The organism is Cupriavidus sp. 05T313 (genome assembly GCF_056396665.1).
Map to the genome: position 1 here is coordinate 1 of NZ_JBFTLX010000323.1, position 11,312 is coordinate 11,312.

Consider the following 11,312-nt stretch of genomic DNA (forward strand, 5'->3'; position numbering starts at 1 on the left):
ACATCATGGCGTAGCGCGCCGCGGCAGCAACCGAGGAGAGTGAATCATGTCCTTGCTATTACTGGGGAATATCGACAGCGCCACCACCGATGACGAGATCAGGGAATTCCTGGTCAAGTACGGCTTCCCACCGTTTGACGAAATCGAGCATGTTCCGGGGGACGGGTCGCGGCCAGCCGTGATGCTGACCTTCCATGCCCTCGAGCCGGATGCATTGCGCAAGCTTCAGCCGCGCATCCAGCACATGTTCTGGAAAGGCCACAACCTCAGCGCGCTGGTCATGGCGGAGCGCTATAGCTGATCTCGCGGGGCCGGGCGAAGCGCGGTGAAGGGAGCTGTTGCATGAGTATTCTGAACTGGCTGCGCCGGCGTGACGCCGGCGCGCACCCGCATGACGAGCAGGAGATCGCCGGGTTGACGGAGCGCGTGCTCAGGCTCAGCCCGCGCCTGCGGCTGGTGCCGCGCTACGAGCAACGGCTCGGCCCCGCGATCGGCATGGCGCTCGATTATGTGCGGGGCCTCGTAGCCGGCCTCCCTGCGCCGCTGGAAGCCAGCAAGGCGGCGTGGGGATCCGACCCCTATATCCACGCTTTCTTCGGCACCGCGCATGATGTGGAGCTCGCCTTCAGCCGCTCATCGGACCTGCGCGAGTTTTTCGAGGCGTCGGCGGGCGCGCAGGATGCCTGCGCCGTGCTGGGCATGACGATGACGGAGCGCCATACGCTGGGCGTGGCCCTCGAAGGGGATGTGATGCGTGCCGAGGTGCCGCAGACCACGGTCAGTTTCAGTGACCATCAGGTCAGGATCTGCGGCACGACAGATGCGGCGCTGCGCGAGGAGATCGTGCGGAGAATGCTGGATCAGATGGTCCTTCAGAGCCTTTCCAATATCGCTGCCGATACATCGCGGCGCGATGTGCTGGAGCGCGAGCATGGCCTGCTGAAGGCGCGCTTGCGCCTGCTGGAACGGCAGAGCACCGGTATGCGTTCGGTGATGGGCGGCGACGAGCAGGCGGACGCCGGGGAACGGGCCCGGCTGCGCGAGCAGATCGAACAGAACGACAGGGAACTGGGCGAACTGGGTGACAAGTCCGGCGCGCTTGACCGCCAGCTGGAAGGCATGGCGGCGGTGTTCAAGGATGCAAGGTCGTGCTTCTCCATCGAAAGCCAGCGCAGGCGGCTAAGCCTGATGAATGTGCTTTTGCCGGAAGGCAGCACGGTGCCCGGGCATGAACTGGAGTTGCTGACGGCGCGCGTTCCCGGCGATCCGCCACTGGTGCGTACGTTCGCACTGGTGCGCTTCGCACGCGCAGCGATGTTGTCGTGCACGAGCCTGCTCGACGAGGCCGAGCGCTTGCTGTAGCGGCGAGCGGGTGAAAGCGGGTTTCTGGTGTTTCAAAGGAGAGGAAAATGCAAAGCAAGAAATTCCTGATGGTGGCCGCCCTTGCGGTGATGGCGGGCTCGGCGATGGCGCAGCCGGAAACCAAGGTGGACGTCGCGAAGGCGCCGGGCCAGGTGACCGTGGGAGGGGTAACCAGCGTCACGGCCACGGTGACAGCCATCGACGCGGCGACCAGAACGGTTTCGCTGAAGGACAAGAAGGGCAAGGTGACGAGTCTTGCGGTGGGTGAGGAAGCGCGCAATTTTGACCAGCTGAAGGTTGGCGACGTGGTGACTGTCGACTACAGGGAAGCCATGACGCTGACGCTCAAGAAGGAGGGGCGCGGCAAGAGTTCGATCAGCGAGAGCGCGACGATGAACCGGTCCGAACCGGGCGCCAAGCCGGGCGGCACAGCCGGGCGCGAAGTGACTGTCCTTGCCGACGTCGTCGCGGTCAATGCCAAGACGAAGATGGTCACCTTGAAAGGGCCCAAGGGCAATACGCTGGACCTGAAGGTTGACGACCCGGCGCAGTTGAAGGACATCAAGAAGGGTGACCAGGTAGAAGCTGTATACACCGAGGCGCTCGCGGTATCCGTCAAGCCGGCTGCGGGGAAGTAAGCAGCGATGGAGCGCGGGGGATATGCATCCCCCGCTGACGAAGCCGCAGTGAAACTCGCGGTGCGYAGCGGCAAGCCCTGCGCAACCTGCGGCCAGTCCGGGCAGATCACGCGTCAACGAGGAGCTCGCGGGAAGCGGCCGGGAGCCATGCATCCATGCATCCCAAGCGGGAGCGGTCCCGATATGGATCGTAGTTGTGACATTGGCGGATCGAGCCCATGGACCGGAAATCGTCAGCATCATCCCGCGGCGGCGTAAGCCTGCTGGTGCCGGAGTGGATCCGCGCGTACCAGAAGGACTGGGTCGCGCCGGATGTCGTCGCCGGGCTCACCGCCGGTGCCGTTGTCATTCCGAAGGCGCTGGCCTATGCAACAGTGGCGGGCTTGCCGGTCCAGGTCGGGCTCTATACGGCGTTCCTGCCGATGGTGATCTATGCCTTCCTCGGAACGTCGCGCCCGCTTAGCGTCAGTACTACGGCAACGCTAGCCATTCTCGGTGCGGCGGCGCTCGGTCGGGTGGCGCCGGGCGGGGCTCCTGCCAGCCTGCTGGCGGCCTCGGCGACGCTTACCCTGCTCGTCGGCGCCATCCTTGTGCTGGCTTCGCTGCTGCGGCTTGGCTTCGTTGCCAACTTCATCTCGGACCCTGTCCTGACCGGGTTCAAGGCCGGGATTGCCGTCGTGATCGTGCTCGATCAGGTGCCGAAGCTGCTGGGCATACACTTTGCCAAGGGTTCGTTCTTCCACAATTTGCTGGCCATCGTCACCGGGCTGCCGCATACATCGCTCACCACGCTGGCTGTCGGCGTCATCACCATTGGCATGCTGCTGGTCATGGAGCATGTCTCGCCCAAGGCGCCCGCACCGCTGATCGCGGTGGCAGCCGGGATCGCCGCCGTGAGCTTGCTCGGCTTGCAGGCGCACGGCGTGGAGACCGTCGGCCAGGTGCCAACGGGCCTGCCGACGCCCGTCCTGCCGGATCTTTCGCTGATTGCGGAACTCTGGCCGCCTGCCGTTGGCATTGCGTTGATGAGCTTTACCGAGTCCATCGCGGCGGGCCGTGCGTTTGCCAGGAGGGGAGAACCGGCACCCGTGGCAAACCGGGAGTTGCTGGYGATCGGCGCCGCAAATATCGGGGGAGCCCTGCTGGGCGCCATGCCGGCGGGCGGCGGGACGTCGCAGACCGCGGTGAACCGGCTGGCCGGTGCATGCACACAGCTGGCTGCACTGGTTACCGCGGCGCTGGCGCTGGGCACAATGTTGCTGCTCGGACCGTTTATCGCAAAGATGCCGCACGCCACGCTGGCTGCCGTGGTCATTGTGTACTCGGTCGGCCTGATCGATCCGGTCGAGTTTCGCGCGATTCTCCAGGTACGCCGCACGGAGTTTATCTGGGCGGTGACGGCGATGGTCGGCGTCGTGCTCCTCGGCACGCTGCAGGGCATTGTGGTGGCCATCGTAGTCTCGCTTTTGGCGCTGGCGCACCAGGTATCCGATCCGCCGGTCTATGTGCTCAGGCGCAAGCCGGGCACGCATTTGTTCCGGCCGGTGGGGCCTGAGCATCCGGAAGACGAGAGCTTTCCCGGCTTGCTGTTATTGCGCCCGGAGGGCCGTATCTTCTTCGCCAATGCCGGGCGCATCGCGCAAAAGATGCGTCCGCTTATGGCTGATGCCGACGCGCGCGTTATCGCGCTGGATCTTGGCGCTGTGTTCGATCTCGAGTACACAGCGCTCAAGATGCTGACGGAGGCGGAAAAGACATACCGCGAAGGCGGTGGAATGCTGTGGCTCGTCGGCATGAACCCCGGCGTGCTGGCGCTGGTGCAGCGCTCGCCGCTGGGCCAGGAGCTAGGGCGCGAGCGGATGCTGCCGGATCTGGACCAGGCGGTTGCCCGGTATCAGGCGTCGCGGGAGCCGGCCGGGGGGCGGTGAGGCTGCCGCGCCCGAGTCGGCGCGCCATGTCAGGCCTTGATTTCGTTCGTAAGCGGCTTGCCGGACTCGCATGCGGTGACGCTGCGCAACGTCGTCTGGCAAATCGTCGTCATGGCTTCGTGCGTGAAAAAGGCCTGATGGCCGGTCACGATGACGTTTGGAAAAGAGACCAGTCGCTGAAGCACGTCATCGGTGATGATGGTGCTGGAGAGATCCCGGAAGAAGATATCCGCCTCCTGCTCGTACACGTCGAGGGCCAGCCCGCCCAACTGTCCGCTCTTCAGCGCCTCGATCGCGGCCTCGGTGTCGATCAGCCCGCCACGGCTGGTGTTGACCAGCAATGCCCCGCGCTTTGTGCGCAGCAGCATGTCGGCATTGATGATGTGGCGCGTCTGCGGGGTCAGCGGGCAGTGCAGTGAAATGATATCCGCGCTGGCGCCGATTTCGCCGGGTAGGGCGTAGCGCGCGCCCAAGGCCTCGAACTCGGGCGTGGGGAATGCATCGTAGCCGACGACGTTGCATCCGAAGCCGAGCATGATCCTGGCGAACACACAGCCGATCTTGCCGGTACCCACCACGGCGACGGTTTTGCCGCAGAAATCGAATCCCATCAACCCGTCGAGGGAAAAGTTGAAGTCCCGCGTGCGGTTGTACGCACGGTGAATCTTGCGATTGATCGCCAGCAGCAAGGCAACGGCATGCTCCGCGACCGAATTTGGCGAATAACTGACGACGCGAACCACCTTCATGCCCAGCCTTTCCGCGGCTTTCAGGTCGACGTTGTTGAATCCGGTGCAGCGCAGTGCCGCGGTGATCTGTGCGAACAGGATTTTTGCAACCGTCATCGAAGGGAAAATCATGGCATAGCCGAGGTCCGTCCGATCCGTGGGGGCGACGCGATTGGCAAAGGCAAGGATGGCCGGGTTCCCCGTCGCCCCGCTGATGACGCCTGCGGTAGTGTCAAACGGCAGCTTGAAGATCCACAGGCAACACAATGCGGTGATCAGCACCAGTGCCAGGACAATGGCAACGCTGTAAAGCAGGAACCAGGCTCCCGCTACGCCGATCGTGGCGAAGAACTTCGGCCCGGAGGAAATGCCCACCTGCGCCAGAAAGATGGTGAGGCCGAAATTGCGCAGGACCAGATTGGCCGAGAGGGGCATGGTCCAGACGAACGGTCCGGAGCGGCGAAGCTTGCCAAGATAAAGGGCGACCAGCAGCAGCGCGGCCAGCCCGAGGGTCAGCTTGCCGACGCCTGGAATCGGCAGCGGGATGATGCCTGCCAACAGCCCCGCGGCCGCACCGATGCCGATCGAGATGAAGCTCAGTTCGGCGGTGCCCTTGATGGAGTCGCCGAAGAACTTGCGTATCGATTTTGCGTGGGCACGATTCACCAGCAGGCCGACCCGGTCGCCGACCTCAAGGATAAGATCGGGGCCGGGCAATATATCGGCATCGCCCCTGCGCACATGGGCAATCGAGCAGACGACGCCTTCCGGAAACCGGATATCGCGCAGCGCCAGTCCGACCACGTCGCGGCTCGACGCAAATACGCGAGCATAGTCAAGATCCTCCCGATGGCTGCTGATCCGTCCCGGTTGCAGCTCTCCCAGGAAGGCGGCGGCTTCCTGAAGTGCCGCCGGGTCCGTGGCAGTCGCAAGCAGGACATCGTCCGTTTGCAGAACGAGGTCGTCCGTGGGCAGCTGGTTATGGTGTTCGCGGCGCACCGCGGCAATCGCCAGGCCTGCCGGCAGGCGTGCCTTCAGTTCGGAGAACCTGAGGCCAATGACTTCGCGGTTTCTCAGGGCGATTTCGGCCGTTTCAATGCTCTTTGCCGGAGGTGCCTCGATCTTTGCCTTGAGCACCGCGCCAAGTCCGTAAAGGATCAGGATCGGACCGGCGACACCGAAGGGATACGCCACGCTGTAGCCAACCGCGGCGCCGTCGCCTTTCATGGTAGCAATGATCGCCTGCAAGGTCGCCGTGCTGGTCCCCGAGCCCGCGAACATCCCCAGCGACTCATCGAGTTTGACACCGAACAGCGGCACCAGCGCCAACGAGACAAAGCCGGCACCGGCTACGCCCAGTGCGGCCGCCGCGTTGGCCTTCAGTCCGTCGGCGCTTGTCAGGCCCGCAAAAAACTGGCCGCCGTATTGGATGCCGATGCCATAGAGGAATAGCAGCAAGCCGAGGGTGCCGAGAAGGGCGGGTGGAGCCGCCTTGGGCGCAAACCCCCCAAGCGCCAATCCGACAAAAAGTACGGCCCCGGACCCTAGCGAGACCCCCTTTATATTGAATTCGCCGACAACGTAACCCAATGCGACCGTGAGGAACAAAGTGAACAACGGCTGGGTTTCCAACAGTGACCTGACGGCTTCCATGGCCGGCTCCTTATTATCAGGATTGAAGATCCAGCACGTTGACGCGGCAGCGTACCGCGGACGCTTGGTCGAGAGGGGCGGATGGCCGTCGCACCCAAGCCCGCAATTCCCCGGATTTCAATCACTGTGCCGGTGCACGCACAGTGGATCCGTTGCCTTCGGGTAGTTGATTTCGAACTGCCTTGATGGACATGATGTCCGGTGACGCCCGGATCGCGACRTCGCTTCCATCGAATTCGAGTCCAAAGGGCGACGCGGGAATGGGCGTCTGGCGCGCACCGCACTTTGTAAGCATAGGCATGGCCAAGATCGAATCATTGACGTAGGTCAGCGTATTTGAACGGCACACTGAAGACGCACGGATCCGAACAATCGGAATCATCGCGGGTGACGCTATCTCGAACAGCCTGGAGTGCACGCCAGAAGCAAGAGGAACAAGACCGGGAATGCGGGACTCGGGGAAGTGATGTGTGCGGCAATTGCAGGGCGTCCTCTCGATCGACACAGTACCGGGACAGGGTGTCCGTATCCTGATCCGGCTTCCAATTCGAACCGTGAACGCCGGAAGATTGCAGGCTTCCCGGCCTTTTGTTTCTCATGGCGCCGGTTCGGCCCGGCTAACGAATTGCCGGCGGCTTGCCGAAGGGAATTAGAATGCTGGTCCAGAGCATGGCGGTGCGCCTTCCTCCGCGCGGCCCGGACTACCGGGTCGCCGTTGTGCAAGGGCTCGCGCAGCGCTCATCCGCAATTCGGAATTCCATCGTGACCATTCGCAGCTTCCAGGGCAAAGCCCCCAAACTCGGCGACCGCGTGTTCGTCGACCCGAGCGCCGTCGTGATCGGCGACGTAGAGATCGGCGCCGACAGTTCCATCTGGCCGCTGGTCACCATTCGCGGCGATATGCATCGCATTCGCATTGGCGAGCGCACCAGCGTGCAGGACGGCAGTGTGCTGCACATCACGCATGCCGGTCCCTTCAATCCGGATGGTTTCCCGCTCACCATCGGCGACGATGTGACGATCGGCCACAAGGCGCTGCTGCATGGCTGCACCATCGGCAGCCGCATCCTGATCGGCATGGGCACCATCGTGATGGATGGCGCGGTGATCGAGGACGAAGTGATTCTTGGCGCCGGCAGCCTGGTGCCGCCGGGCAAGGTGCTCAAGGGCGGGCATCTGTACGTCGGGAGCCCGGCCAGGGAGGCACGGCCCCTGACGGAAAAGGAACGCGGTTTCTTCCGCTATACGGCGGCCAATTACGTGAAGCTGAAGGACCAGCATGTCGCGGAGTTGCAGAGCGTTTGAGCGAATTGCSAGCGCCGCAGCCGGCTATCACACCCGGCTGCCGGCAGCGTTTCCTGTCAGATCACCTTCCCCGGATTCATCAGCCCCTGCGGATCCAGCGCCTGCTTGATTGCCCGCATCATCGCGAGTTCGACTTCGCTCTTGTAGCGCCGGTTTTCTTCACGCTTGAGCTGGCCGAGCCCGTGCTCGGCCGAGATCGAGCCGCGATGCGCGTGCACGCTGTCATGCACGATCAGGTTGATGGCTTCCGAATTGCCGAGGAAGGCATCGTGGCTCTGCCCGGCGGGAGGCGATACGTTGTAGTGCAGGTTGCCATCGCCAAGGTGGCCGAAGGTGACCATGCGCGCGCCGGGAAAGGCTTGCTGGATCAGGGCGTCGGTAGTGTCGATGAAATCCGCGATGCGCGAGATCGGCACGGCGATGTCGTGCTTGATGTTCTTGCCTTCGTCGACCTGCGCCAGCGGGATATGTTCGCGCAGGTTCCAGAAGTCGCGCGACTGTTGAACGGATTCGGCCACCACCGCGTCTTGTGCCACGCCGGCTTCGAAGGCCGTTTCCATCAGCGCTTCGAAGATGGCGCGCGCATGGTCGTCGCTCTCGTTGTCCGACAGTTCCAGCAGCACGACCTGCGGATGCGGGCGGTCGAACGGATAGCGCAACTGCGGGTAGTGCGTGGTGACCAGCGACAGGCACATCTCCGACATCAGCTCAAAACCCGTCAGCATGGCCCCGGCGCGTTGCTGGGCAATGGCCAGCAGGGCGAGGGCCGCGCGCGGATTGGCCACTGCCGCCAGCGCCGTGACGCGGGCGCGCGGCAGCGGATACAGCTTCATCACGGCGGCGGTAATGATGCCGAGCGTGCCTTCMGCGCCGATRAASAGGTCGCGCAGGTCRTAGCCGGTGTTGTCCTTGCGCAGGCCGCGCAGGCCSTCCCAGATCTCGCCGGCGGGCGTTACCACTTCCAGCCCCAGGCATAGCTCGCGGGTGTTGCCGTAGCGCAGCACGGCCGTGCCGCCCGCGTTCGTGGAGAGATTGCCGCCAATTGTGCAGCTGCCTTCCGCCGCGAGACTCAGCGGAAACAGCCGGCCATGCTCGCGCGCGGCGTCCTGCAACTTCTGCAGGATCACGCCGGCTTCCACCGTGATGGTGTTGTTGAGCGGGTCTACCTGCCGCACGCGGTTCAGGCGCTGGAGAGAGATCACCACTGACTGCTGTCCCGCTGTCGGCGTGGCGCCCCCGCATAGCCCGGTATTGCCGCCCTGGGGCACCACGGCCAGCTTGTGCGCGTGGCAGGCGTGCACGGCGGCGGCGACTTCCTCGGCCGAGCCTGGCCGCAGCACCGCCAATGCTTCCCCCGTATAGCGCTTGCGCCAGTCGGTCAGGTAGGGAGCCTTGTCGGCRTCTTCAATCAGCACGTGCTGCTCGCCCAGGGCGGCGCGGCAGAGGGCGAGGAAGGAATCGGGATGCGAGGCGGTCATGGCGGTAGGTCCAGGAGGGCGGCCGCCGTCGTGACGGCCGCGCGGAGTGGATTGCTGCGGGCTTACAGCGCGTTCATCGGCGATGTCATTTGCCGGGCTTGGCCTTGGCCGGTTGCAGCGCCTTGGCGCGGCGCTTGTACGGGCGCAGGTAGAGGATGGTGCCGAAGAAGAACAGCAGCGTCAGCGCGACTTCGACCCACGCCAGCGTGGAGGACGGCGGCCGGTCGCTGGTGGCGCGCACGATGCCTTCCGTGAAGAACAACAGGATCAGCATCGAGGACCACTGCATGGTGTAGCGGTTGCGGGTCAGTACGCCGCGCAGCGGCAGCAGCAGGGGCAGGAACTTGAGGATCAGCCAGGACCCGCCGGGACGCAGCGGCGCCAGGAACCATTCCCAGGCGATGCACAGCAGGATCAGTGCAATCAGGCTGCCGGCGCTCAGCCGGTACAGGCCGGCGCTGTGCAGCGCGCTGTCGGTGGCGTTGGCCGCGGGCGCAACCGCGGGCTTGGGGGCGGCGTTCATGCGTGGCTCCGGCCAGCCAGGCGCAGCGCGGTCTCGGCCAGGCGCTTGCCCATGGCGCGCGCGAGCGCGGCTTCCTCGTCGGACACCGGCGCACTGTTGTCCACGCGCGCGTGATGGCTGGGGCCGTAGGGCGTGCCGCCGCTGGCGGTGGTCATCAGGGCGCTTTCCGAATAAGGCAGGCCCAGCACCAGCATGCCGTGATGCAGCAAGGGCAGCATCATCGACAGCAAGGTGGTTTCCTGGCCGCCATGCAGGCTGCCGGTGGCGGTGAACACGCAGGCGGGCTTGCCGGCAAGGGCGCCCGACAGCCACTGGGCCACGGTGCCATCCAGGAAGTACTTCATCGGCGCGGCCATATTGCCGAAGCGGGTCGGGCTGCCCAGCGCCAGGCCGGCGCATTCCTCCAGATYGCGCAATTCGGCGTAAGGCGGGYCTTCCGCCGGGATATCCGGCGCGGTGGCCTCGCTCACGGTGGAAACCGGCGGCACGGTGCGCAGGCGTGCCTGGGCGCCGGGCACGCTGTCGATGCCGGTGGCGATCAGTTCGGCCAGCTTGCGGGTACTGCCGTGGCGGCTGTAATAGAGGACTAGGAGTTCGGTCATGGACAGGGCTGCGGCGCGCAACAAGGGCGCCGGGGTGGGGCGGTCCCAGGGGGCAGGCCGGATTGGTGCCTTGTGCGGCGCACAGGGCAATGCGCGTATTATAGTTGCGGCCCCGGCGTGCGCCGCGCGTCGCCGCGCCGGGGTACCCCACTGAATCAGCAAGGAGTTTGCCCCAGCATGTTCGCCGCCCGCTTCGTTCGCCTGCGCAGGGAATGGAATCTGCAAAAACTGCGCGCGCTCACGCGCTACGCGCTGCGCCGCGCCGGCGAAGGCCGCTTGCCGCAGGTCGCGGCCAGCCTTACCTTCACTACGGTGCTGGCGGTGGTGCCGGTGTTGACGGTGGCCTTCGCCCTGCTGGCGGCCTTCCCCGTATTCCGCGAGTTTCGCAGCGCGACCGAGTCATTCCTGTTCCAGAACCTGATCCCGGGCAACGTCAGCAATTCCATCACGAGCTACCTTGGCCAGTTCGCGAAGAACGCCAAGGGCCTGACCGCGGTGGGCCTGGGCGGGCTGATGCTGACCTCGGTGCTGACGATGCTGACCGTGGAGGACGCGCTCAACGCGATCTGGCGCGTCAAGCAGCGCCGCCCGCTGGCGCAGCGCATCCTGGTGTTCTGGGCGGTGCTGACGCTGGGCCCCGTGCTGATCGGCGCCAGCCTGTCGATCAGTTCCTACCTGATCTCGGTTTCGGCCGGCTATGTGGGCACCATGCCGTTCGGGCTGGAGCTGGTGGTGAACCTGACGCCGGTGCTGCTGTCGGCGCTCGCCTTCGCCTTTCTCTATACCGCCGTGCCCAACGCCAACGTGGAGTGGCGCGACGCGATTGCCGCCGGGCTGGTGGCGGCGCTTGCCTTCGAGCTGGCCAAACGCGGCTTCGGTTATTTCGTCACCCATATCCCGACCTACACCGCGGTCTATGGCACCTTTGCCGCGCTGCCGATCTTCCTGCTCTGGATTTACCTGAGCTGGCTGGTGACCCTGCTGGGCGCCACCATTGCCGCCAACCTGCCCGTGATCCGGCAAGGCTACTGGCGGCGCCGCACCTTTGCCGGCAGCGAGTTCTTCGACGCGCTGGGCGTGCTCTACCTGCTATAC

General features: G+C 64.8%; 10 protein-coding genes and 1 pseudogene. 6 read left to right on the forward strand and 5 right to left on the reverse strand.

Going from position 1 to position 11,312, the window contains the following annotated elements:
* Window positions 1-46: 46 nt before the first annotated feature.
* The 4 genes from AC1DKD_RS37485 to AC1DKD_RS37500 all read left to right on the forward strand — a co-directional run bounded on the left by AC1DKD_RS37485 (window position 47) and on the right by AC1DKD_RS37500 (window position 3,928).
* Complete coding sequence (locus AC1DKD_RS37485) at window positions 47-301, forward strand: RNA recognition motif domain-containing protein (protein WP_441627368.1); 255 nt, start codon at window positions 47-49, stop codon at window positions 299-301.
* 41 nt (window positions 302-342) lie between these two features.
* A complete protein-coding gene (locus AC1DKD_RS37490) occupies window positions 343-1,362 on the forward strand; it encodes a hypothetical protein (RefSeq protein ID WP_441627366.1) in 1,020 nt (339 codons plus the stop codon).
* A gap of 47 nt (window positions 1,363-1,409) precedes the next feature.
* Window positions 1,410-2,000, forward strand: coding sequence for a hypothetical protein (locus tag AC1DKD_RS37495; RefSeq protein WP_441627364.1), 591 nt, complete (start codon window positions 1,410-1,412; stop codon window positions 1,998-2,000).
* Window positions 2,001-2,218: 218 nt separating this feature from the next.
* The gene (locus tag AC1DKD_RS37500; protein ID WP_477144437.1) at window positions 2,219-3,928 is read left to right on the forward strand and encodes a SulP family inorganic anion transporter; all 1,710 of its coding nucleotides are present in this window, start codon (window positions 2,219-2,221) and stop codon (window positions 3,926-3,928) included.
* Window positions 3,929-3,957: 29 nt separating this feature from the next.
* Here the strand turns inward: AC1DKD_RS37500 and AC1DKD_RS37505 are convergent, their stop codons facing one another.
* Together AC1DKD_RS37505 and AC1DKD_RS37510 are read right to left on the reverse strand one after the other, a co-directional pair.
* Complete coding sequence (locus tag AC1DKD_RS37505; RefSeq protein WP_477144441.1) at window positions 3,958-5,298, reverse strand: 2-hydroxyacid dehydrogenase; 1,341 nt, start codon at window positions 5,296-5,298, stop codon at window positions 3,958-3,960.
* Window positions 5,293-6,309 (reverse strand): annotated as a pseudogene (locus AC1DKD_RS37510) (aspartate-alanine antiporter-like transporter); the annotation flags it as partial. The pseudogene AC1DKD_RS37510 and the gene AC1DKD_RS37505, both read right to left, overlap by 6 nt.
* 762 nt (window positions 6,310-7,071) lie before the next feature.
* Between AC1DKD_RS37510 and AC1DKD_RS37515 the strand changes: the two are divergent.
* Entirely contained in the window at window positions 7,072-7,614 is a 543-nt protein-coding gene (locus tag AC1DKD_RS37515) for a gamma carbonic anhydrase family protein (protein ID WP_477111042.1), read from the forward strand.
* A gap of 56 nt (window positions 7,615-7,670) precedes the next feature.
* Here the strand turns inward: AC1DKD_RS37515 and AC1DKD_RS37520 are convergent, their stop codons facing one another.
* The 3 genes from AC1DKD_RS37520 to wrbA form a co-directional block, all read right to left on the reverse strand.
* Entirely contained in the window at window positions 7,671-9,092 is a 1,422-nt protein-coding gene (locus tag AC1DKD_RS37520) for an FAD-binding oxidoreductase (protein ID WP_477144438.1), read from the reverse strand.
* 85 nt (window positions 9,093-9,177) lie between these two features.
* Window positions 9,178-9,615 (reverse strand): DUF2069 domain-containing protein, encoded by a 438-nt coding sequence (locus AC1DKD_RS37525; protein ID WP_441627356.1) that lies wholly within the window; start codon window positions 9,613-9,615, stop codon window positions 9,178-9,180.
* Complete coding sequence (wrbA, locus tag AC1DKD_RS37530; protein WP_477144439.1) at window positions 9,612-10,217, reverse strand: NAD(P)H:quinone oxidoreductase; 606 nt, start codon at window positions 10,215-10,217, stop codon at window positions 9,612-9,614. The genes AC1DKD_RS37525 and wrbA overlap by 4 nt, the downstream gene beginning before the upstream one ends.
* Window positions 10,218-10,394: 177 nt before the next feature.
* On the opposite strand from wrbA, the gene AC1DKD_RS37535 reads away from it, so the two are divergent.
* The coding region (locus AC1DKD_RS37535; protein ID WP_477144440.1) for a YihY family inner membrane protein at window positions 10,395-11,312 on the forward strand (918 nt) is incomplete at its 3' end.

What these genes read in the sequence shown, in the direction of transcription:
- AC1DKD_RS37525 (WP_441627356.1), bottom strand. Translation starts at nt 9,615, where the DNA reads ATGAACGCCGCCCCCAAGCCCGCGGTTGCGCCCGCGGCCAACGCCACC.
- AC1DKD_RS37485 (WP_441627368.1), top strand. Translation starts at nt 47, where the DNA reads ATGTCCTTGCTATTACTGGGGAATATCGACAGCGCCACCACCGATGAC.
- AC1DKD_RS37495 (WP_441627364.1), top strand. Translation starts at nt 1,410, where the DNA reads ATGCAAAGCAAGAAATTCCTGATGGTGGCCGCCCTTGCGGTGATGGCG.
- AC1DKD_RS37490 (WP_441627366.1), top strand. Translation starts at nt 343, where the DNA reads ATGAGTATTCTGAACTGGCTGCGCCGGCGTGACGCCGGCGCGCACCCG.